Source organism: Vibrio cortegadensis, assembly GCF_024347395.1.
In the GTDB taxonomy this organism is placed as follows: Bacteria; Pseudomonadota; Gammaproteobacteria; order Enterobacterales; family Vibrionaceae; genus Vibrio; species Vibrio cortegadensis.
Genome location: NZ_AP025472.1, coordinates 543,683 through 568,312 on the forward strand (window position 1 = coordinate 543,683; position 24,630 = coordinate 568,312).

At 43.7% G+C, this 24,630-nt stretch carries 17 protein-coding genes; 8 read left to right on the plus strand and 9 right to left on the minus strand.

Features of this window, described 5'->3' with window-relative positions; translation table 11 throughout:
* Positions 1-69: 69 nt before the first annotated feature.
* The 8 genes from OCV39_RS02645 (at position 70) to OCV39_RS02680 (ending at position 11,584) form a co-directional block, all read left to right on the plus strand.
* Positions 70-2,367 (plus strand): patatin-like phospholipase family protein, encoded by a 2,298-nt coding sequence (locus OCV39_RS02645; protein WP_261888874.1) that lies wholly within the window; start codon positions 70-72, stop codon positions 2,365-2,367.
* A 275-nt stretch (positions 2,368-2,642) separates the two neighbouring features.
* On the plus strand, positions 2,643-5,231 hold the full coding sequence (acnB, locus tag OCV39_RS02650) for a bifunctional aconitate hydratase 2/2-methylisocitrate dehydratase (protein WP_171755925.1): 2,589 nt from the start codon (positions 2,643-2,645) through the stop codon (positions 5,229-5,231).
* A 267-nt stretch (positions 5,232-5,498) separates the two neighbouring features.
* The gene (locus tag OCV39_RS02655) at positions 5,499-5,873 is read left to right on the plus strand and encodes a YacL family protein (protein WP_113799235.1); all 375 of its coding nucleotides are present in this window, start codon (positions 5,499-5,501) and stop codon (positions 5,871-5,873) included.
* 199 nt (positions 5,874-6,072) lie between these two features.
* Positions 6,073-6,411: a P-II family nitrogen regulator gene (locus OCV39_RS02660; RefSeq protein WP_017054142.1), complete on the plus strand. Its 339-nt coding sequence runs from the start codon at positions 6,073-6,075 to the stop codon at positions 6,409-6,411.
* A 27-nt stretch (positions 6,412-6,438) separates the two neighbouring features.
* A complete protein-coding gene (locus OCV39_RS02665; protein WP_171755926.1) occupies positions 6,439-7,668 on the plus strand; it encodes an ammonium transporter in 1,230 nt (409 codons plus the stop codon).
* A gap of 152 nt (positions 7,669-7,820) precedes the next feature.
* Positions 7,821-8,834, plus strand: coding sequence for a Fe(3+) ABC transporter substrate-binding protein (locus OCV39_RS02670; protein WP_261889460.1), 1,014 nt, complete (start codon positions 7,821-7,823; stop codon positions 8,832-8,834).
* A gap of 96 nt (positions 8,835-8,930) precedes the next feature.
* A complete protein-coding gene (locus OCV39_RS02675) occupies positions 8,931-10,556 on the plus strand; it encodes an ABC transporter permease (RefSeq protein WP_017054139.1) in 1,626 nt (541 codons plus the stop codon).
* Entirely contained in the window at positions 10,556-11,584 is a 1,029-nt protein-coding gene (locus OCV39_RS02680; RefSeq protein WP_113799227.1) for an ABC transporter ATP-binding protein, read from the plus strand. Before OCV39_RS02675 ends, OCV39_RS02680 begins: the two co-directional genes overlap by 1 nt.
* A gap of 252 nt (positions 11,585-11,836) precedes the next feature.
* On the opposite strand, the gene OCV39_RS02685 is transcribed toward OCV39_RS02680, so the two are convergent.
* From OCV39_RS02685 to OCV39_RS02725, 9 genes are all read right to left on the minus strand, one after another.
* A complete protein-coding gene (locus OCV39_RS02685) occupies positions 11,837-13,249 on the minus strand; it encodes a phosphoglucomutase/phosphomannomutase family protein (protein WP_261889461.1) in 1,413 nt (470 codons plus the stop codon).
* Between the two features lie 73 nt (positions 13,250-13,322).
* Positions 13,323-15,728 carry a GH36-type glycosyl hydrolase domain-containing protein gene (locus OCV39_RS02690; RefSeq protein WP_261888875.1) on the minus strand — a complete coding sequence of 802 codons (2,406 nt, stop codon included), beginning with the start codon at positions 15,726-15,728 and terminating at the stop codon, positions 13,323-13,325.
* 89 nt (positions 15,729-15,817) lie between these two features.
* Positions 15,818-17,755 carry a beta-N-acetylhexosaminidase gene (locus tag OCV39_RS02695; protein ID WP_261888876.1) on the minus strand — a complete coding sequence of 646 codons (1,938 nt, stop codon included), beginning with the start codon at positions 17,753-17,755 and terminating at the stop codon, positions 15,818-15,820.
* A 26-nt stretch (positions 17,756-17,781) separates the two neighbouring features.
* On the minus strand, positions 17,782-18,657 hold the full coding sequence (locus OCV39_RS02700) for an N-acetylglucosamine kinase (protein ID WP_261888877.1): 876 nt from the start codon (positions 18,655-18,657) through the stop codon (positions 17,782-17,784).
* A complete protein-coding gene (locus OCV39_RS02705) occupies positions 18,657-20,387 on the minus strand; it encodes a glycoside hydrolase family 9 protein (protein WP_261888878.1) in 1,731 nt (576 codons plus the stop codon). Before OCV39_RS02705 ends, OCV39_RS02700 begins: the two co-directional genes overlap by 1 nt.
* 129 nt (positions 20,388-20,516) lie before the next feature.
* Positions 20,517-21,512, minus strand: coding sequence for an ABC transporter ATP-binding protein (locus OCV39_RS02710; RefSeq protein ID WP_017054132.1), 996 nt, complete (start codon positions 21,510-21,512; stop codon positions 20,517-20,519).
* A 64-nt stretch (positions 21,513-21,576) separates the two neighbouring features.
* The gene (locus OCV39_RS02715) at positions 21,577-22,560 is read right to left on the minus strand and encodes an ABC transporter ATP-binding protein (RefSeq protein WP_113799214.1); all 984 of its coding nucleotides are present in this window, start codon (positions 22,558-22,560) and stop codon (positions 21,577-21,579) included.
* Positions 22,561-22,562: 2 nt separating this feature from the next.
* Positions 22,563-23,588 carry an ABC transporter permease gene (locus OCV39_RS02720; protein WP_113799212.1) on the minus strand — a complete coding sequence of 342 codons (1,026 nt, stop codon included), beginning with the start codon at positions 23,586-23,588 and terminating at the stop codon, positions 22,563-22,565.
* Between the two features lie 2 nt (positions 23,589-23,590).
* Complete coding sequence (locus OCV39_RS02725; RefSeq protein ID WP_113799210.1) at positions 23,591-24,577, minus strand: ABC transporter permease; 987 nt, start codon at positions 24,575-24,577, stop codon at positions 23,591-23,593.
* Positions 24,578-24,630: the final 53 nt, after the last annotated feature.

Consider the following 24,630-nt stretch of genomic DNA (forward strand, 5'->3'; position numbering starts at 1 on the left):
AGAACTATTTTGCATTAAAGCTTTTTCGCATAGGTAAGTAAAAACGTACTTTTATATAAGGATTTTGGAATGGCGCGTCAGTACAATTTAGGATTCCTATTAATATTGAGCAGTTTACTGCCAGCCTCTAGTGCATGGGCATTAGACGTTTCTGAAAAGGAAGCATCGCGCCCTAAGGTTGCTGTTGTATTAGCAGGCGGTGGTGCGAAGGGAGCGGCTCATATTGGTGTATTGAAAGCACTTGAAGAGATGCAAATCCCTGTTGATTACATTACAGGAACCAGCATGGGAGCCTATGTAGGCGGCTTGTACGCGATGGGAATGAGTGCAGATGAAATTGAAAGCTTTGTCTATACCATTAATTGGAATTCTGGATATCGAGACCGTGTGGACCGTAGCCAACGTCGTGTACGAGATAAAGAGTATGAAGATAGATATCAACTCACAACCGACATAGGATTACGTTGGGGAGAAGTTCGAGCACCAAAAGGGGTAGTGCAAGGGCAAAATATGTTACGTATTTTGAGGGAAACGACAGGTAACTTGCCGCCGTTTGACTCATTTGATGATCTTGTGATCCCTTATCGTTCTGTCTCTACCGATATCATAGAACTACAACAAGTGATCATGAAAGACGGCTATTTGGTCGATGCCATGATGTCGAGTATGTCGGTTCCTGGTGCGCTGCCTCCGTATGAAGTCAATGGACAGATGCTTGTCGATGGTGGCGTCACCAATAATATGCCTGTCGACGTTGCTCGTGCAATGGGGGCTGATATTGTTATCGCGGTTGATATTAGTACGGATTATAAAGGGGAGGATGATTTTACGACGTTTTTAACCGCTGCGGATCAGCTTTCCAATTATCTAGTTCGTCGTAGCACTCACAAGCAAGCTGAAACGCTGACTGATGATGATTTTTATATCCAACCAGATGTTGGGGATATGGAGACCACTGAATTTGATAAAATGCCGGACGCTTACCAAAAGGGTTATTTAGAAACTCTCAAAGTGAAAGATAAATTAGCGGCGTTATCGCTTTCAAATCGAAACTATCAAATTTATATCGATCATATACAAGATCGCAGAAAGACGTTGCAATTTGGTGATGAAACCGTTGTCGATGAGATAGTGGTGAACAATGAGACTCACTACAGTGACAAGCTTCTCGCTAACCGTTTAGATTTAAAGCCAGGACGGATTCTGAAAACGGGTGAGATAGAGAAAAGTGTTCAAGATCTTTATGCATTAGACCGATTTGAATTGATCACTTACCGTTACGATCAAGTCGATGGTGTGAATCAAGTTATCTTTGATGTTGATGAAAAGTCCTGGGGCCCAAATTACGTCAATTTCAGATTTTTCCTTGAGGATGATTTCGCAACTAAAAGCCAGTATTCGATCGGACTTTCCAGTAACTTTACCGATATTAACTCTCATGGTGCAGAGCTACGAACCAACCTAGAGATGGGGACAGACAAACGAATTGAAGCCGAATTTTTTTCACCGATTCTTTCTGGGCAAAAGCTTTTTACGTCTACCAAACTGATATATAGCAATCAAAACCGAAATATCCCTTTGGACGGTTTTGATGACATGACTTTAGAAGGTTCTCGTGATTATTTGCCTGTCACCTTTCAAGAGGTGGTTGGAGAATTTGAGCTAGGATATCAAGCTGCGTTATGGCAAGAGTTTACCATCGGTGCTCGCTATACCGATGGCTCGGCGGAATATTCGACATTACCCTCTCTTGGCGATTTCACGTTTACCCGAATGGGTGGGTTTGTCAGTTATCGATTGGACACATTAGATCACTATAGTTTACCAACAAAAGGGCTATATATTGATCTTGAATACTTGATTTCACATGATGATACCAATGGTTACGTTGACGACTCTTCAGAAGATATCACCGATACGGTTTATGAAATATCGGCTGAATTGCAAGCCGCAAGAAGCTATGAACGACATACTTTGGTCGCAAAAGCGGAATATGGTGTCGTAGAAAGTAAAAACTCACTAGTACCGATCGATCCTCGGGAGTTAGGCGGTTTCTTAAATTTATCGGGTATCTCAAGAAATAGCCTCATCGGACAGAACAAAGCTTTTGCAAGCCTAGTGTATCGTTACCGCTGGTTTGACAATGACTTCGGTCTGTTTGAATCCCCAGTCTACTTAGGGGCGTCGATCGAAAGAGGAGGCGTTTGGACGGATAATTCACTGAAGCTAAATGAAGCTCCTATGTATAACGCCGCGTCTATTTTTGCTGGCATCGATTCACCTATTGGGCCTGTGATGTTTGCTTATGGACGCACAGAAGAGGATTTCGACTCGGTGTATCTGATCATCGGAACGCCGTCTAAATAACCATTACCAGAAGTGCAAATTTGACGACTTAATAGGCCGAAATTATAAAACTTTAGTCTTAAGTTGCTATGTTGGTCAAAATGATAAGATTTTAATTTATCGTTAAATTTGCTATTCTCCCCACCACCGTTTGGTCTCTCTGGTGTTGTACATCAATGTGATTAGAGTGATGGACAATGGCAAAGGAGAGCCAAGTTTCCAAGGATGTTCACTCCCTTTTTCTTTAATAAAAAGAGTAAATAATGAGGGAGGAACCGCAATGAGAGGAAAAAGTCGTGCTTGAAGCCTATCGTAAACACGTCGCAGAGCGTGCTGCTGAAGGAGTCGTTCCGAGACCACTAGATGCTGAGCAAGTAGCCGCATTAATTGAACTGGTAAAGAATCCGCCACAAGGTGAAGAAGCGTTCCTTCTTGACCTACTAGAAAACCGTATTCCACCGGGTGTAGATGAAGCTGCTTATGTTAAAGCTGGTTTCCTTACGGCCATCACTAAAGGTGAAGTCGTTTCTCCACTAGTAAGTAAAGCAAAAGCGGCAGAACTGCTTGGCACTATGCAAGGCGGTTACAACATCGAATCTCTAGTCTCTCTACTAGACGATGCCGAACTTGCTCCAATCGCTGTTAAAGCACTGTCCCACACTCTACTGATGTTTGACGCGTTCTACGACGTAGAAGAGAAAGCGAAAGCAGGCAATGCTTCAGCGCAGCAAGTACTCCAATCTTGGGCTGATGCTGAATGGTTTACGTCAAAAGAGAAAGTCGCAGAAAAAATCACGGTTAAAGTATTTAAAGTCACTGGTGAAACCAACACCGATGACCTATCGCCTGCGCCTGATGCATGGTCACGCCCTGATATTCCAGTGCACGCAAAAGCGATGCTGAAAATGGAACGTGAAGGCATTAATCCTGACGAACAGGGTAGCGTTGGTCCTATTACTCAAATTGAAGAAATGCAAAAAGATGGCATTCCACTGGCTTATGTTGGTGATGTTGTTGGTACAGGTTCTTCACGTAAATCGGCAACGAACTCAGTACTTTGGTTTATGGGTGAAGATATCCCATTCGTACCAAATAAGCGTACTGGCGGTGTTTGTCTTGGTGGTAAAATTGCTCCAATCTTCTACAACACAATGGAAGACTCAGGCGCGCTACCAATTGAACTGAACGTACAAGACATGAACATGGGTGATGTTATTGATATCTACCCGTATGAAGGTGTTGTTCACAAGAACGGTTCTGTGATTTCAAACTTTGAATTAAGTAAGGTACTTCTAGATGAAGTGCGTGCTGGTGGTCGTATTCCACTGATCATCGGTCGAGGCTTAACTGGTCGTGCTCGTGACGCTCTAGGTCTAGCTGAAACCGATTTGTTTGCTAAACCAATCGACCCATCTGCATCTGATAAAGGCTACACGCTAGCTCAGAAGATGGTTGGCAAAGCATGTGGCGTTGAAGGTGTACGTGCTGGCCAGTACTGTGAACCTAAAATGACAACCGTAGGCTCGCAAGATACAACAGGCCCTATGACTCGTGATGAGCTTAAAGACCTTGCTTGTCTTGGCTTCTCAGCAGACCTTGTTATGCAGTCTTTCTGTCACACATCTGCATACCCGAAACCAGTCGATGTAAACACTCACCATACGCTGCCTGATTTCATTATGAACCGTGCGGGTGTTTCACTGCGTCCTGGTGATGGTGTTATTCACTCGTGGCTAAACCGCATGCTTCTTCCTGATACTGTTGGTACTGGTGGTGACTCGCATACTCGTTTCCCATTAGGTATTTCATTCCCTGCGGGCTCTGGCTTAGTAGCATTTGCTGCGGCAACAGGCGTTATGCCTCTTGATATGCCTGAATCTATCTTGGTTCGTTTTAAAGGCGAAATGCAGCCGGGTATCACGCTACGTGACCTAGTACATGCCATTCCTCTTTACGGTATTAAGCAAGGTCTACTAACGGTAGAGAAAGCAGGTAAGATCAATGAATTCTCTGGTCGTGTACTAGAAATTGAAGGTGTTGAGCACCTATCTGTTGAGCAAGCATTTGAGCTTTCTGATGCATCTGCTGAGCGTTCGGCTGCAGGTTGTACAGTGAAGCTGTCTCAAGAGTCTATCGATGAGTACTTGAACTCGAATATCGTTATGCTTAAGTGGATGATTGCTGAAGGTTACGGTGATGTTCGTACGATTGAGCGTCGTATTACGGCAATGGAAGAGTGGTTAGCGAACCCTGAGTTGCTCTCTGCTGATTCTGATGCTGAATACGCTCATGTTATTGAGATTGATCTTGCTGATATCGATCAGCCAATTCTATGTGCACCAAACGATCCAGATGATGCTCGTCTTCTTTCTGACGTTCAAGGTACTGAGATTCAAGAAGTGTTCATCGGCTCTTGTATGACGAATATCGGTCACTTCCGTGCGGCAGGTAAGATGCTTGAAGAGTTCAATGGTTCTCTAAACACTCGCCTATGGGTGGCTCCGCCAACTAAGATGGATAAAGACCAACTGACAGAAGAGGGCTATTACGGCATCTTCGGTCGTGCTGGGGTGCGTATTGAAACTCCGGGTTGTTCTTTATGTATGGGTAACCAAGCACGTGTTGCTGATGCTTCTACGGTTATGTCGACGTCTACTCGTAACTTCCCGAACCGTTTGGGTACGGGGGCGAACGTTTATCTCGCTTCTGCTGAGCTTTCTGCTGTTGGTGCGATTCTAGGTCGAATTCCAACTAAAGAAGAGTACCTGGAGTACGCTGAGAAGATTAATGCGACCGCTGCGGATACATACCGTTATCTGAATTTCCATAAAATGGGTCAGTACACGGAAAAAGCAGACACTGTTATTTTCCAAGAACCAGCCTAGTTCCTCGTTATATTTGTAGCTGCAGCGTTGTTGACTGCGTACGTTTACCCTAATCACATAGAGCTTCTATGCTCATAGGGATGAACGTACTTGTCGCCTAGCTGCAACTCCAACTATTTAGAGGAACCCAAATGATAGGGCGTCTACTTCGGTAGGCGTTTTTTTATGTCTGTATGTTAGGTGATGAGTGACTCGATCTCTTGGTGACTTCACTATATACTCTCGCCTCATTTTTTACCCTGTCTGTGATTAGCGCGTGGAGCCTTTATGGAATTCGAATTTACAAGAAACACTTTAATGGGTGAGTACTACGTAAAGTGCAGCATGGGGCATGAGATTATTGGTCGTTGGTTGCAAGAAGAGATTGGAACCAATAGACAGAAGATTGATCAAGTCTGTGCGTTACTTGATGAGGCTCAACTGCGAACGTCGAAAGAACAAAAATTATTAGGGACAGAAATTAGCCTCGTCATTTGTGAAGATGAAGTAACCGTTCAAGAAAATAGTTTAGATCATGATGCTGAGTTGGAAGAGCAGCATAGCGAATATGATTATTATAACTGTGAAAGTACCGCAAGTTGTGGCCTAGAAGATTTTGAGTTATTGATTGAACGTTGGAAAGATTTTATTGGTTATGTCTAGGATAAATTAAGTTTTGCACCGCTTTGGAGCTATAGCGGATTGCGCATTATATTTGGGAAAGAGCTGCACCGAACTGGTGCGGCTCTTTTTTTATATATCGATGAAAATGCACCTAATTGTTATTTATCAATGAGTTATTGATTTGGCATGCAACTTGATTATTAGAAAGTGTCAAAGGAATAATTTTCGAGGGAACGATATGAAATTGATTAATGCGATAGTGAAACCATTCAAGCTAGATGATGTGCGTGAAGCGTTGGCGGAGGCTGGAATCGAAGGAATGACGGTTTCTGAAGTAAAAGGCTTTGGTCGTCAAAAGGGTCATACAGAGCTTTATCGTGGTGCGGAATATCAAGTGGATTTCTTACCAAAAGTGAAATTAGAAATCGCCACTCAAGCTGAGAATGTGGATCGAGTGGTTGAAGCGATTACCAAGGCTGCTCATACAGGAAAAATCGGTGATGGTAAGATTTTTGTGTATGACCTAAGCCAAGCTGTGCGAATTCGTACTGGTGAAATGGATGCTGAAGCACTTTAAAGAATGACAAGGATTGGAGACTTTAATATGGAACTTACAACAACAGTAACGGAACTACGTTACGCACTCGACACTTTTTTCTTCCTCATTTCAGGTGCGTTAGTCATGTGGATGGCAGCAGGCTTCGCGATGTTAGAAGCTGGCCTAGTTCGTTCAAAGAACACCACAGAAATTTTAACTAAGAACATTTGTTTGTACGCGATTGCTTGTACCACTTTCTTAGTCGTTGGCTACAACATTATGTATGTAGATAACGGTGAAGGCGGCTGGTTACCCTCCTTTGGTACTCTAATTGGCACGCAAGGCGAAGGCGCAGACCACTCTCTAGAGTCTGATTTCTTCTTCCAGGTTGTATTCGTGGCAACCGCTATGTCTGTGGTATCGGGTGCCGTTGCTGAACGTATGAAGCTTTGGTCATTCCTCATCTTCTCTGTGGTACTGACAGCGTTTATCTACCCAATGGAAGGTTACTGGACTTGGGGTGGTGGTTTCTTATCTGAGGCTGGTTTCAGTGACTTCGCAGGTTCAGGTATCGTACACATGGCTGGTGCTGCTGCGGCGTTAGCGGGCGTTTTACTACTGGGTGCTCGTAAAGGTAAATATGGTAAGAACGGTGAAATTTACCCGATTCCTGGTTCAAACATGCCACTTGCAACGTTAGGTACCTTTATTCTTTGGTTCGGTTGGTTCGGTTTTAATGGCGGCTCTCAATTGATGGTTTCAGATTTCGAGAACGCGACAGCTGTGGGGCAAATCTTCTTAAACACGAACGCAGCAGCGGCTGCTGGCGCGATTGCAGCACTACTAGTATGTAAAACCACTTGGGGTAAAGCAGACTTAACAATGGTATTGAATGGTGCGTTAGCAGGTCTAGTGGCAATCACAGCAGATCCTCTTTCACCGTCGCCACTCTATGCGGTTGCGATTGGTGTTGGCGCGGGTGCATTAGTAGTATTTAGTATTATCGCTCTTGATAAAGTGAAAGTTGATGATCCGGTTGGCGCGATTTCAGTGCATGGCGTATGTGGTTTCTTTGGCTTGATGGTAGTTCCGTTTAGCAATGCTGATGCGTCATTCGGTACTCAGTTGTTAGGTGCTGCAGTTATCTTTGCATGGGTATTTGGTGCGAGTTTAGCAGTATGGGCCGTGTTGAAAGCCACAATGGGAATTCGTGTGACAGAAGACGAAGAGCAAGAAGGAATGGATATGCACGATTGTGGAGTAGGGGCTTATCCTGAGTTTGTGACTGTGAAATAGAGATCACAATTTCAGCTATTGTTTCGTAGTTAATAACAAACCTGTCATTAATTGGCAGGTTTTTTTGTCACAGATCATTGTATTCTAAATAAAGATGAATATAATAACACGACTGATAAACGTTATCATTACGAAACTCAAGGAACTCGATGATGAAAAAACTGCTAACTCTTTCAGCGCTCGCTTGTAGCGTATTAACATCAACTGCAATGGCTGCTGAAGAAGTAAACGTCTACTCTTACCGTCAACCTTTCTTAGTTGAGCCTATGTTTAAAGAATTCACTAAAGAAACGGGCATCAAGGTAAATGTGAAGTTTGCTAAAAAGGGCCTAGCAGAAAAGTTAGCTCAAGAAGGTGAATACAGCCCAGCGGACGTTGTATTAACTACGGATATCAGCCGTCTTGCTGAATTGACGAACAAGAACCTTGTTCAAGCAGTAGAAAGCAAAATTATCGAAGCGAACGTTCCTGCGCAATATCAAGATAAAGAAAATGAATGGTTTGCTCTGACACTGCGTACACGTAATGTTTACTCATCACGTGACCGTGTTGGTAAATTAGGTCAAGAATTTAACTACTCAGATCTAGTTAATCCTGAATTCAAAGGCAAGATTTGTACACGTAGTGGTAAGCACCCATACAATGTCTCTTTAGTTTCATCAATGATTGCTCATAAAGGTGAAGCTGAAACAAAAGCATGGCTTGAGGGTGTGAAAGCAAACTTAGCTCGTAAGCCTCAAGGAAACGACCGCGCACAAGTAAAAGCGATTAAAGAAGGTCTATGTGACGTTTCTTTAGGTAATAGTTACTACCTAGGTAAGATGGTTAACGATAAAGATCAAAAAGCATGGGCAGATTCAGTTTATATTAACTTCCCAGGCCAAGCTGCTCAAGGCACGCACGTTAATATCAGCGGTATGGCTCTTGCTAAATTTGCACCAAACAAAGACAACGCAGTTAAGCTAATGGAATTCCTAACGGGTGATATAGCTCAGCAGATGTATGCAGAAGTGAACTATGAGTACCCTGTAAAAGTGGGCGTTAAGCGTTCTGAACTTGTAGCTTCATGGGGTGATTTCAATGCCGATAAGCTATCTTTAGATGATATCGCATCACACCATGCCGACGCGATTAAACTTCTAGATGAAGTGAAATTTGACCTTTAATTGAAACTAAGGGTATAACAGTACCCTTATTTTTAAAGGAGTATGAGATGTATTTGCCATGGTAAATATGTCTCATAGCCTTGATGTAATTAGGCAATGAAAGAAAAAAACTCTTTATGGAAAACCAGTAGTGGGAGCCTTGCTCTATTACTGGTTTTGCCGATCTTAGCGATCTTCTATACCGCTGTTGGTGAAACTGACGATGTGTTTTCTCATCTGATGTCCACAGTGATGCCCACCTATACTTATAATACCGTCATGCTCGTTGTGGGGGTGATGTTCCTTTCTCTCATTTTTGGTATTCCAAGTGCTTGGATCATGGCGATGTGCCGTATCCCAAGCGAAAAATGGTTGCAGTGGGCACTTGTACTGCCGCTGGCGATGCCGGGTTATATTATTGGCTATATCTTTACGGATTGGTTTGATTTTGCCGGCCCAATACAAGTCTGGTTGCGGGACATTACAGGTTGGGGCCCCGGAGAGTACTGGTTCCCTGATATTCGAACATTGGCTGGGGCAACAGTTGTCCTTTCGTTAGTGTTATATCCTTACGTCTACCTACTATGCCGTGCCGCTTTTATGGAGCAAAGCATCTCTTTGTTGCAGTCAGCAAGGTTGCTTAAATGCTCTCCTTGGGAAAGCTTTCGTCGAATTTCATTACCTCTCGTTCGCCCATCTATAGCTGTTGCCCTTTCGTTAGTCGCAATGGAAACCTTAGGGGATTTTGGTACGGTGAGTTATTTTGCGGTCAGCACGCTCACGACAGCGGTATATGATACTTGGCTTGGGTATTCAAATTTAACTGCTGCGGCTAAAATTTCTGCCTTAATGTTAGTGATCGTCATTATTCTATTAAGTGCTGAGCGGTATAGCCGTCGTAAGCAAAAATTGTTTCAGAATCAATTTAGCAGCCATGATGACTTTCGTTATGAATTACAAGGTTGGAAGAAGTGGCTAGCCCTAGTATGGTGCTGGGGATTAGTTGGCGTTGCTTTCATTTTTCCACTGATGCAACTGATCATTTATGCGTACAAATATTTTGCTCAAAGCTGGACGCCGGAGTTTCGTGAATACGCGATAAACAGTTTGCAAGTTTCTCTTTCAGCTGCGTTTTTTGGTGTGTTAGTCGCATTGGTTGTGAATTTTTACCATCGCCTAAGTCCAAACCGTATTAGTCTCGGATTTATGCGTTTCTCTTCTCTGGGCTATGCTGTCCCTGGAACAGTGCTGGCGATAGGGGTTATGGTAACCGTGTTGGTGATGGATCACTCAATCAATGATTTCGCTAAATACATGGAGTGGGGACGACCTGGGCTTATTTTTTCTGGTTCAATGTTCGCTTTGATTTTTGCTCTTGTTGTGCGCTTTTCAGCGGTGGCTATCGGCAGTATTGAAAGTAGCCTCAATAAAGTATCCCCTTCACTTGATATGGCATCAAGAACAATGGGATGTAACGCCAACCAAATGTTACGTCGGGTGCATTTCCCACTGATCAAGCGTGGAGCATTGATTGCGGGTTTATTAGTGTTTATTGAATCAATGAAAGAGCTTAATGCTGCTCTGTTATTGCGTCCTTTTAACTTTGAAACGTTGGCCACCTATGTGTACAACTACGCATCAGACGAGCACTTAGAGCTTGCTGCTTTGCCTGCGGTATTATTGGTCTTAGTGGGGTTAATTCCTCTTGTTATTGTTAACCGTTCTTTGGAGAAAACTCACTAATGAGCTGTGCATTATCGATTCAAAACTTAACCTGTAAATATGACTCTCAAACAATATTAGAGTCGTTATCTTTGGATGTTGAGCATGGTGAAATTGTTTGTCTTTTAGGGGCGAGTGGCTGTGGCAAAACGACCTTACTAAAAGCGATTGCAGGCTTGCTTCCACTAAGTAGTGGCGTGATGAGTTTAAACTGTTTGACGATTGATGACGGTGAAAACTGGCTGCCTCCGGAGCAGCGTAATATCGGTATGATCTTTCAAGACTATGCGCTTTTCCCTCATTTGACGGTGGCTGATAATATTGCGTTTGGCTTGCGAGATCTCTCATCTGAGTCTCGACGCGAAAAGATCGAAGAGATGTTGAGTTTAGTTCACCTCGACGGTTACGGTGATCGATACCCACATCAGTTGTCTGGTGGACAGCAACAGCGTGTGGCGATTGCTCGTTCGTTAGCTTACAAACCCGATCTATTGTTGCTTGATGAACCGTTTTCCAATATTGATACTCAAGTCCGTCATGAGCTAATTAGTCAGATCCGTAAGATTTTTAAAAAGCAGGGTGTCACCGCAATTTTTGTGACTCACTCTAGAGAGGAAGCGTTCGCTTTTGCTGATAAAATGGCGGTGATGAATCATGGTGTCATTGAACAGTACGGCACGGCTTCGGAGTTGTACTATCAACCTTCAAGTAAGTTTGTGGCAGATTTTCTTGGTGGCGGAAGCTATGTGTCTGCAACACGAATCTCTTTGACCGAGTTTCAAACGGCACTGGGTGTCGTTGAAGCTCAAATCAAAACAGAGGTCGCAATTAATGCTGAATGTGAGTTGTTACTTCGCCCGCAACATATCCAAATTACAGCGACGGAAGAGAGTTCTGTCTTTGTGTTAGAACAGCACTTCATGGGTGATCATTGCCGTTATGTTATTGAAGCAAATGGTAATCGGTTACTCGCAAGTTCAACTGAGGCATTAGTGATAGGACAAGCGGTCTCTGTGCATGTGGATATGAATGGCGTGTTAGCTTTTTAGCTAAAAGGCTAGTTCTTCAAATGCGATTACTTAAAATTAGATCACTTCAAATGCGATTGCTTTAAATATAATTAGTTTGAATATAATGAGTTTAAATGTAATGGCTCCAACATGATTAGCTCAAACATGATTAGCCAAATACTATTAGCCGAAATGTTATTGCCTAGATAGAAAAAGGCCCAGCGCATTCACGCTGGGCAAGTGCTCTTCACCTATAGGGAGCTCATTGAGCAGGTGTACAAGTGAGAACTCCTACAAAGCGAGGAAGTCTTTTACTTGTTGAAGAACACGTTCTGCAGTGTCTTTATCTGCCATTTCAGAAAAAATTCTTAGCAGTGGTTCTGTTCCAGAGAAGCGAGCAATGACCCAACCTCCGTTTTTAAAGTAAACTTTTGCGCCATCTTCATAGCTCACTTTTTCTATTTCGAACTCAAAATCTGGCAGCTTTTTCTCAATATAAATCTTGTCATACAGCACCTCTTTTTGAGCGGGTTTGAACGTACAGTCGCCCTCGGCGGTGTAGGCGTAACCGTACTTGCTGTAGATCTCATCAAGCAGTTCCGATAATTTTTTCCCGGTAGAGCTGATCATTTCGACAAGCAAGCTTGATGCAAAGACGCCATCTTTGCCTTTAATGTGACCTCGAATCGTTAAACCACCAGAACTCTCGCCACCAAGAAGTGAGTCATCGGCTTCCATTTGTGAACTGATGTGCTTAAAGCCCACTGGAACCTCAAAGCATTTTTCATCATGATCTGCGGCAATTTTATCAAGTAAGTGAGTTGTGGCGATATTTCTGACCACAGACCCTTTCCATCCTTTGTACTCAAGCAAGTAGTAATACAGCAGCATCAGGACTTCATTAGGATGAATAAAGTGACCTTTTTCATCAATGATACCTAAACGGTCTGCATCACCATCGGTACCGATTCCAATGTCGTAACCTTCCGCTGCCACTAGGTGCTTTAAACGATAAAGGGTCGAGGCATTAGGAGAAGGCATCAAGCCTCCAAAGTCAGGGTTTTTGCCATCGTTAATCACATCGACATCACAGCGGCCATTGATCAGAACGGTTTGTAATGCATTTTTCGCAACTCCAAACATTGGGTCAATCAATACTCTAAGGTTCGCTTTTTTGATTGATTCGATATCGATAAAGTCGATGATTGAGTCAACAAATTCATTCATCGGGTTGATGATTTCAATGGCTTTATCGTTGATAGCTTGTTCAAAATCGACGGATTCCACATCACTCAATTCTAAATTAGCTATCTGGTCTTCAATTTTTTGAGTAATAATTTCGTCAGCATCGCGCCCACCTTCAATGAAGATTTTTATACCGTTGTAATCGGCAGGATTATGTGAAGCCGTAATACAAGCTGAGTAGGCACAGCCCATCTCTTTCGCTTTAAACATTACGATTGGCGTTGGGACAAATCGATTAATGAAGCAGACTTTAATGCCATTTGCGGCGAGTACCTCAGCAAACCAACTTGCGGCTTTATCCGATAAAAATCGACGGTCATAGCCGATAATAAACCCTTTATCTGCCACTTGTTCATTCAACATGATATTGGCAACAGATTGAGCAACAAGACGAACATTGTCTTTCGTGAACTCTTCACCAATAAAGGCGCGCCAGCCACCTGTACCAAACTTGATCATAGTAGACATCCTATCTCTCTCACGCTCTAACGAGCAAAAATTAAAAGTAGGGGGATGATTCTCCCCCTAAAAATTAGCCTAGTATTACGACAACGTGGTTAACGCTCCCTTGTGGCTGTGCTGGAATTGCACCTTCGACCACCTCGCCATTTAGCGTGATGGTTTTTACGCCTTTGCTCACTGAGTCTGGATTTTGTACTTCGATGTTATAAACCGCATCGCGCCATTCACGGCGAACTTCAAAACCAGGCCATGCATTTGGCACACACGGGTCAATCACAAGGCCATCAAAACCAAGGCGAACACCAAGCATAAAGTTGGTCACGGCGAAGTAAGCCCAACCTGACGTTCCGGTTAGCCATGGGTGGTTTGCTCGCCCGTGATCTTGGTGATCACGTCCCATGATGAACTGTACGTATGAGTAAGGTTCAGCGTAGCGAGTTTCAATCATGTCGTTTTGATTGTATGGGTTTAGAGCGTCATAGAACTTCATCGCTTGATCTCCGCGACCAAGCTTGGCTTCTGCAACCCATGCCCACGGGTTAGGGTGGGAGAAAATCGCGCCGTTCTCTTTTACACCTTGATAAACACGGGTAACAAAACCAATATCATCGTTGGGGGTGGAGAATGAAGGTGAGTTAAGGTGCAGGCCATATTCTGAGTAGAGGTGTTCATCGACAGAATTCATTGCGATTTCACCGCGCTCTTGAGATACGGCACCAGACAGTACTGCCAGAGTGTTCGACTCTAGATGGATACGGCCTTCGGTCTGTTGTGCGGTACCAATTTTGTCGCCATCTTTGGTTAGACCGCGTATATACCAACCCCCTTCATCATCCCATAAGTGGGTTTCACAAGCTTGGCGTACGCCCTCTGCCATTGTGGTGTATGCATCTACATCGTCATTACGGCCAAGATATTTTGCTAGGTCGATAAATTCTTGTAGTGCCCAGTAGTGAAGGAAAGAGACCATCGATGACTCACCGCCACCTAGGTTCAGACAGTCATTCCAGTCGGCACGCAAACCTTTACAGATACCTGTATTACCGACGTATTGTGCCGAGAAGTCTAGCGCCGCTTTCATATGATCATAGACTGTTGCGATGCCACCATCAGCGTATGGGATCTCTTCATCAAAGAAACTCTCTTCGCCTGTTTCCATCACGTATTTACAGATAGTTGGAACGATCCATAGGTGATCATCAGAACAGGTATCGTCAATACCATGGATCTTATCTTCATCACTTGGCGTCGGGACAACTGTTGGTGATTTCGATGGCTCCACGTCAGCTTTCTCAGGATCAAACCAATCAGGATCAAATAGGTGTAAACCGTAACCCGCTTTTACTTGGCCTCTTAATAGATCAACTAAACGCTTACGTGTCATGCTTGGGTTTGAGTGGGGAACAGAGATTGCGTCTTGAGCCGTGTCACGATAACCAAGGCCAGTACGTCCTCCAACCTCGATAAAAGAGGCAAAGCGCGACCAAACAACACAGGTTTCCGCTTGATAAAGCGTCCATGTGTTGATCATGGTATCCAAGCCTTCATTTGGTGATTTCACTTGGAATTTATTACAACGTTGTTCCCAGTGATCTTTAATGCCAGCAAATGCCGCATCGATATTGGCTGGATCTTGATACTTTTTACGAAGTTTTGCGCCATTCCCTTTGCCTAAACCTAGAATGTAAGCAAAGCGAATCTCTTCTCCGGGCTGAATTACGAACTGTTTATGCAGTGAACCACAGTGGTTGTAACAAGTTTGTGCGCTGTTTGAGCACTTACCTTGTTCAACTGCAATGGGGTTCGCTTCATCACGGTAAGCGCCTAAGAAGTTATCACGCTGGCCATCGTAGCTATCTGGAGAGAATGTAGAGGCTAAATAGTAGAAGCCTTCAAAATCATTGGTGTTGTAGTAAAGATCGTATTCAATCACTCCATCTTTATATTCAGTGCCAGCAGAGTAGAGTGACATCTGGTGATTTTGATTGTCTGATTGAATATGACTAAATGAGAACTCCACAAATGAGAATGCACTGATGGTACGCGGCTTATCGCTGGTGTTTTTTAAGACCACATCCCAAACTTCCGCATCTTCACCTTTTGGTACAAATAGTGTTTTAGTTGCTTGAATACCGTTGTAATCACATTTGAACTTTGAATATGACAAACCATGACGAACTTCATAACTTGCTTCATCTAAGCTTTTTGCAACGGGTTGCCATGAAATTGACCAGTAATCGCCAGTTTCATCATCGCGGAGGTAAACATAGTGTCCTGGACGATCAAATGATGCGTTTGGACGAAACTTAGTGACGCGATTGTGTTCTGGTGAGTTATAGAACGAATACCCCCCAGCATTGTGTGAAATAACGGTACAAAATTTCTCGGTCCCTAAATAATTTGTCCAAGGTGCAGGTACGTCAGGTCGTGTAATGACGTATTCACGATTTTCATTATCGAAATAGCCGTATTTCATGATCTTTTCCTTTTTAACAAGCTGCAATGGGTAATGGGCAGCTAAAAATTCACAATTAGTATCGTTCTAGAATCTTTTTCTAGACGTCGTTAGTTTTTCCAAGGGGAGCGGAAGTTCACACCTTGCTTTGAGAGCAAAGGCAAATGTCCTTTTAATCGAGATAGATAACAGTGCCAATCTCGGTTTGGTTTTTCTGTCCAGCACGCTTCTGCCATTGCCGTTAAACGGGGGAAAACCATGTAGTCCATGCGAGACTGGTTATTGATGATTTCAGACCATAAAGCGCATTGAATACCTAAAATCCGTTTCCTTATCGGGTCCGACTCTGGAATCTCAGCGAGAGGCTCATAGTGGTAAGCTTGAAGGAGCGGGATCACGCAGGCCCAATCCACACCTGGTTCTTCTGGCGCATAGTCTTGTGTCATGTCGAGATAGGTGTATTGCGCGGGTTGCAATACGACATCAAAGCCTTGTCTTGCGCAATTTACTGCCGCTTCTTCACTCAACCATGAGTAGATAACCGTGTCTTTACTGACTTTGTTGCCATGCTGAGCTTCTTCCCATCCGACCATGCGTTTGCCTAAAGCTTTGAGTTTTTTCTCGGCATAGCGGAAGAGATGCCCTTGTAACTCTTTGGTATCTTGATAGCCATGCTCTTGCATTAAGTCTTGGCATTTTTGACTCTGAGTCCAAACGCCATTAGGTACTTCATCGGCTCCCATATGAATGAAAGTCGCTGGGAATAATTGCGCTACTTCTTCAATAACGGCATCTAAAAATTGATATGTGCCTTCAAGTGCAGGGTTAAGCACATTGTCTGAATAGTGCTGAATGCTGCGATAAGCGGTGGTGTCGTCTGTATCGACTAATAATTCAGGTAATGATTTAATCGCCGCGCGACAGTGACCGGGAATATCAATTTCTGGAATGACAGTGATTCCGCGCATCTCAGCATAGGCGATGACATCTTTGATCTCTTGTTGCGTGTAGAACCCACCATACCGAGTTGCTAGGTTTGTATATTGCGGTTCGATTCTTTCATTTACTCCGCGCCATGCTCCAATCTCAGTTAATTGTGGGAATGCTTTAATTTCGATTCGCCATCCTTCGTCATCCGTTAGGTGCCAATGGAAGGTGTTGAATTTGTAATGAGCAAGGTGGTTGATTAAGCGTTTTACTTGATCAACTGGATGAAAATGTCGCGCGCAGTCGAGCATCATGCCACGGTAACGAAAGCGTGGTGAGTCAGATATTTTGCAGTAAGGTACAGAGAGCCCTTGGCCGTCGCTATCACGAGTTATGAGTTGTAATAGTGTTGCGCAAGCATGTGTGAATCCAAGCGGAGTGCCTGACTCTAATCGAATGCCTTGACGATCAACATTCAGTACGTACTGACCTTCGTCTAAAGTCGGGTTACTTCTAAATAAAACATCGCCTTTACCAATCGCTTTGAAATGATACTCGAACAAGTGCTCTAGCTCTTCCTGTAACCAAGTTGCAGCATGATCGGCATGCGATGCTTTTAGGGTTATCTGGCTATCACTTGAGAGTCGGTAATATCCATCAAAAAAGTTGGATTTATTGGGCTGTGGGATCAGCGCGACTTTGCTGGCTTCTACTTGAGGAATATCTTCCCGTTCCCGATAAGGTGAAGCGAGAACGATAGGGGTGATCACTACAGGAAGCAGCTCTTTATTCTCAGTGTTGTGGCTATTTGAACGATTGATTTGAATAAAAGCGTCATTGAACCCATCAGTCAAAAAGCGGAATGGGGCGGTTTGTACACTAAATTCACAATAGAAATGATGGTTAGCTTTGAGAGTCGCGACATCGGGCGTGACTGAACAGTAACAACCGATTTGCTCTAGTACACCTTGCGACAAACTATCAACTTGAATAAATCGGTCAAAAGCAAAATGCAGAGACCAATCTGTTAGATCTTGATCGCTTAAATTGTGTAGTGTTAATCCAAATCGGCAGTTCTGTTTCTGTTCTGAAAGAACCGCTAAATCAATACGATAATCCATACTTACTCCTAAGATTTCATCGTTTATCAATACAAATTATGTTCGGGTTTTCCCGCGAACATAATTGCACCTTCAATCGCATCGAATTGAGGCTCAACGATCCATTGCTGAACCGGAGGAGAAAGCCATTTCACAATCCGTTCAGCAATACTTCCCATTAAACAGATACGCGTAGCACCGCGTCTATTTAATGCCATTAAAAACATCTCTATGTCTGTTGCCGTTTGTTGCAACATCTCTAGTGCGAGTGGATCTGCTTGAAGGGCAAATTCAAAAATCGCAGGAGAAAACTGTCCATAATCTCGAGGAATCGCTTGTTTTGACCAAGCTACAATGTCATCAATACTATTATTGAAGTGCGCCATCACATGTTCTGATAGTGGTGTCTTTTCACGAATACTATCTTCAGCGAGTAACACCTGCTGGATAAGGTGGAGGCCCATGACCGCGCCACCGCCTTGATCTGAAATTGGGAATTCGCGCCCGCCAACAACATGCTGCTGTCCATCTTGTAGATAGATGCCACATGAACCTGTCCCTGCAATCATGATGGCGCCGTTGTCACCGTTATGCGCACCAATACAAGCACCATAAGCGTCAGTGTTGAGTGTGACGCTGGCAAAAGGGTGGTGCTGTTCCATGAACGCTTTCCATGCTGATTTTTGTTCGGCACCCGCAAGGGCAAGCCCAACATGCATTTGTGAAAAGTTGGATTCGGATAACCCACCTTGCAGGGCTGCTTCTTTGATTGCTTGAAGAATAGAAGCCATGGCCACATCAACGCCGAGTAAAATATTGGCACTGCCACTTTTAGCTTCGCCAATTAAACTCCCCGCAGAGTTACGGATCCGCGCGCGACATGAAGTACCACCGCCATCAATACCAACATAGTAAAAGCTCATTATGATAGTTCCTCTGATTGTGAAGATGAGGTGTGATTAAATTGCGTCATAATTGCCAGTAGGTACCAAGCGCCATGAGGGATCCATTGTTCGCCCCAGCGCCAGTTCTGTAGCATGTCGTCTTTTTGACCGAGAGGATTAAAAGCAATGTCTTCTTCGTTATCAAAACCAGCAGTTATGCCGTTACAAATACCACCCTTAGCATTAAAGAAGCCCAATTGAGGGAGGTAGTCAGGGTTATTTTTTCCATGACCATCCAGCATCGACATATCGTAAGGGTTAAGGCCGACAATCCAGTTCAATGCGTTTTGAGCAAATTGCGTTAATTGTGTTTTTAGATCATGGCAATCCAAATGCTCTTGAGCGAGGTAAGCCATAGATGCAAGTGAACCTAAGCGAGCATTCTCACCTTGCCACCAGTAACCAGATTCATTGTCGTGAGCCACAAAAAAAGCATCTCGTTTGGCACTGTTTACTGATTTAACATATTGGCGAGGGTAACCAAAAGGATTGGTCACTTTGCTCGTGATGTTTATTTCAAAATGACAAGCGTTTTGAATCACTTTTTTGATTGGTTGGCTGAACATCACTTGAGTTTCGATTGTTAAGTATTCGCATAGGGCGATAACCGGTAAACCAGCCTCTGCGGCATGAAAATAAGGTCGAGAACCATCATTGTTGGCAGACCAGAAGTGTTGATTATTTTCGTCCGACTGTTGACGTTGGCTTAACCGCTGAGCCCAATCTCTGGATTCGACAAGGTATTTACTATCATTAGTTGCTCGGAAAAGCTCGACACTAGCGAGCAGGGCACAGTACTCATCAATAATGTTTTCGACGCCATCGTCTATGTAGCGAGTGTTGAACTCTTTTAGGTGCCAGTAGCCTTTTTCGGCGGTTTCTTGGTAAGTTTGTTGAGTATATTCACCATGAATATCTAAAGAAGACGCAGCGGCAAGAGCGGCAATGGAGACTCCGCCACCTTGTCTAAAACCTGCTTGGTAGGCACTGTTTTTATGACCAGCTTGAGTGGTGTATGAACAGATTTCTCGTTGGGAAATGTCTTTGCTCCACTTATCAAAAACAGTAGTGAAAAAGAAACCATCAGAGTGCTGCATACGAACAAGAAAATCAGCACCAAACAGAGCCTCTTCCTTAAGGCGGGTGCGCGAAAATGCAGCAAACTCTGAGTGTTTCGATAAAAGTGTATTACCTTTTAGCATGTTCCAAACCACCATTGGAATTTGCTGCGGGTTTAAGTAGTTCGCGTATGACAGATGGCTTAAATACTTACTCACATCGCCGGAAGCGTCGTACCAACCACCGTGCACATCAACGGTTTCATTCGAGTTATAAAGTGGGGCATTATGATCTTGTTGATCAAAGGTGCCACCACAGCGTTGAGACTTAAAGTAGTGTAATAAATCAGAAAAAGTACGCTGCATAAGAACGCTAGTCCCAATTTCAAATACTTCAGAACGGATGTGATCAAATTTTAAATAGTAACGACCAGGGCGAGTATGAATTGAGAAATCTAAGTGATAGAACTGACCTTGGTGCCATTCTGCGACTTGGCCATGTTGAAGTAAATGGTAACTCGCTACCGTTGTATGATTATCAGCACAAACCAATAAAGCGATATCATTAGATAAGCGCTCCTTTTTAGTAAGCAAAATAGCCTGTTTAGGACCATTTGCTTCATAGCCAATATGGTTAGTCAGTAGCAGCATTTAAAACTCCGTACATTATTATTTTTGTTATTGTTTGTGTATGACATTCATTTTATTTTTGGTTGGAGCAACTCCTGAGGCAGTTCAAGAGCCGCTCCTGATTGATCATCTGTGAATCAATGTTTGCGATTAACTTTCGTGTAAGTAACAGCGAGTAAAGTGATTCGGACCTAATTGAGTAACACTCGGTAACTGCTCTCTACACTTATCCATTGCATGAGCACAGCGTCCAGCAAAAGGACAACCGATGGAGTTTGGTGTCCATAGTGGGATCTCGCCTTTATTCCCTTTTAACTTGGTATGGATAGATTTTTTAGGATCTGGTACCGCAGAAACAAGAAGTTGGGTATAGGGATGTTGAGGATTAGCAATGACTTCATCAGTATCACCCCATTCAACCATATGGCCGACATACATGACCGAAAGGTCTTCCGCGATATAACGAGCCGTGGCGATATCGTGAGTGATATAAAGTAGAGACATCTGTTTCTCGAACTTCATCTCTTCCATTAAGTTCAACACACCCGCACGAATCGAAACATCAAGCATTGAGGTTGGTTCATCAGCGAGTACCACTTCCGCCCCAACGGCAATATTTCGGGCTAAATTGACACGCTGACGTTGGCCTCCTGAAAGTTGGTGCGGGTATTTTTCCGCCGTCTCTTTCGGTGGGATCAAGCCAACTTGTTCTAGAAGATCATATACACGCTCTTCTAGCTCTTTTTTGTTACCTGGGGTGATCTTTTTATGGATCAACAGTGGTCGCGCAATGTGGTGAAAAATATTGTGCGTAGGGTTCAATGAGCCAAATGGGTCTTGCCATACCATTTGAACCCCTTCGCGGTAGTGCATTAAATCTTTTCGGCTAGTGATCTCTTGAATGTCACGGCCTTTATATTCGATGTTGCCGCCAGATGGTGCGTACATTTTCGCAATCATTTTTGCAGTGGTCGATTTACCTGAACCAGATTCTCCCACAACGGCCAAACCACGGCTTTTATACATCTTGAACGATACGTCGTTGATCGCTCGCATCATTGGTTGTTGAAGGGCATTACTACTAATAGGGAAGTCTTTAATGACGTTTTTGCCTTCCACGAGCAGTTGACCAAAATCGTTACTCATAATTGTCTCCAGAAATTCTTTTATTACTGCCAATCGCTATTTTGCTACTGCAAGAGGATTGAATTTAAACTTTTGTCTGAGCAATTGAGTCACCGTAAAGGTGGCAGTTGGATAAACGGCCATGCTCAATTTGACGTAATGTTGTCGGCACTTTTGTGCACGCTTCATGAACGCGATTACAGCGAGATTGAAAACGACAACCCTGTGGGATCTCTAGTAAGTTCAGTGGATTACCAGGAATGCCTGCTAGTTTAGTTTTAGGTCCAGTAAGTGGAGGGAAAGAACTTCCTAGCCCTTTGGTATAAGGGTGGTAAGGACTTTCTAGAATCTCTTTTGAAGGGGCAACTTCAATGAGTTCTCCAGAGTACATAATGCCAATTCGATCTGAGAACTCGACCATCAAAGAGAGGTCATGAGTAATAAATAGAATTGAGAATCCGAATTCTTCTTTTAGCGCATAAATTTTTTGTAGAATTTCACGTTGAACAACCACATCAAGAGCGGTTGTTGGCTCATCCATGATGATCATTTTTGGGTTAAGTGCGAGAGCGATAGCTATCACCAATCGCTGACGCATGCCACCTGAGAATTGGTGAGGATAATCCGTGAGACGGCTAGGGTGAATATCAACAATTTCAAGTAGTCCTTGAGCGCGTTTAACCGCTTGTTCACGAGTCATATTGGTATGACGCATGATCACATCGCAAAATTGCTCTTCCATTGGTAGTACAGGGTTCAAAGCATTCATTGCGCTTTGGAACACCATTGACATCTCACTCCAACGGAATGATTGCATGCGTTCGTCACTGTACTCTAGGATGTTTTCGCCATTGAATATCACTTCCCCACCAGTAATGAATGCAGGCGGCTTATGTAAGCGCATTAGCGAAAACGCGACAGTGGATTTACCACAGCCAGACTCACCAGCAAGACCAAATACTTCACCTGGAGCAAGGTCAAAACTCACGTTGTTACATGCGCGGACATCGCCCGCGTCTGTGATGTAATCGACGCATAAATTGCGGATTGAAATTAGTGGTTCAGACATGATTATTTATCTCCGCTCCAAAGTGCATTTTGTGGTGGTAAAACAGGTGCTCGTTCAGATTTGTCTTGTTTAGCAAGCTTTTTCCAACGCTTCATACCTTTGTGTGAACGCAGTTGTGGGTTTGCGATTTCATCAACAGCAAAGTTAAGTAGAGCTAAGCCTGTGACCAGTAAAGTAATCGCAACACATGGAGCAATGAGTTCCCACCAAGCGCCGATAAGCATTGATGATGAAGTTTGTACGTTGTAAAGCATGATGCCCCAGCTAATAGTGTTTGGATCACCCAGACCAAGGAATGATATGGTCGCTTCCATCATGATGGCGTACATCACGGAGCCGATGAAGCTCGCACCAACAATTGAAATTAGGTTTGGCAAAATCTCAACAAAGATGATGCGGAAAGAGGATTCACCTAATACTTCGGCGGCTTTAACAAACTCTTTTTCACGTAAAGCTAAGGTTTGAGAACGAACGACACGTGCGCCCCATGCCCAGGAGGTACAACCGATAATCAATGCTATGGTTAATGGCCCTGCCTCCCCAATGAATGCTGCAACCACAAAGAGAAGTGGATATTGAGGGATAACCAGCATGATGTTCATTGCCGCGGTTAATACATCATCGACTTTGCCTCCGAAGTAACCCGCTGATACACCGATAATGGTTGCTAGGAAACACACGGTTAAACCAGCACCAAAACCAACAGCAAGAGAGACGCGTGCTCCGTATACCACTTGAGACCAAATATCACGACCCATTCGAGAGGTTCCCATGACATGATCCGCTTTCTTAGACATGATCAGTGTGCGGCGATCGTCGGCTAAGTTTTCAGCAACCCATCCATCAGGGTTAGATTGAGCAGACTTTACGACAAAGCTTGGGTACTCATGAGGGTTACCTGTTCGCTTGTCTGGTGCGTGTTTAGTGATCAACGGTGCTGCCAGTGCTATGAATAGGAATACACTTAAAATGGATACTCCAATCAGGGCCATAGGGTTGCCCCCAATTAATTTAATAATGCCTTTCATGATTATTTACCTCCCTTACGTAGACGAGGGTCTAAGACAACGTAAAGCATGTCTGCTAGTAGGTTAAAGAACAGCATAAACAACGTCATAATAAGTAATTGACCTTGTAGTACTTGGTAATCACGAGCGGTGATGGCATTGAAAAGTACGCTGCCTAACCCTGGGTAGTTAAAGATAATTTCAATGATTAACTGCCCACCGATGGCCATACCTAGAGACATAGAGAGAGCGGTAACACTTGGAAGCATTGCGTTACGAGCTGCGTAGTTAAATACCACGCGGTTCTCACTAAGACCTTTACCTTTTGCCATGGTGATATAGTCTTCAGCAAGTAGGTTAATCATGTTGTTACGCATGTTGACGAGAAAGCCACCCACTTGAACGATAGAGGCACAAACTAGAGGTAGAAATGCATGGTAAGCAACGTCTTTAATGAATGCCCAGCTTGTCCAATCAGGAATGGTTCCTGCTGTGTAGGCGTAGCCTGTAGGGAACCACTTTAAACCGATGGCAAAAGTGAACATGGCTAGCATGGCTATAACTACTTGTGGAACGGCTTGAACAATGAGCGTACCTGGCGTGATAAATGTGTCGTACCGGCTACCACGACGCCATGCAGCAAAAATACCCAGTACAGAACCTAAAGAGAACGATAAGATTACAGCTGTACCCGCTAGGAATAGAGACCAGCCAAATGCACCACCTAATAAGGTATTTACTGACAGCGGATAGAATTGGATTGAAGTACCAAGCTCCCAGCTGAGAATGTTTTTCATATAGGCAAAGTATTGCATCCAAATAGGACCATCAACGAAGCCTAATAGTTGTTTCATTGCTTCAATACGTTCAGGTGTTACTTGAACAGAAGCGTTCGCAAACATCATGGTAACTGGGTCACCAGGCATTGCTCGTGGAATAATAAAATTCAAAGTAGCTGCGACTAACAGCGCGATAAAATAAAATGACAAACGTCTTAAAAAATAACCCATAACTTACACCTTACTCACCCAAGTATTTTATCCCTGCTCTTGGTTTCAGGTCG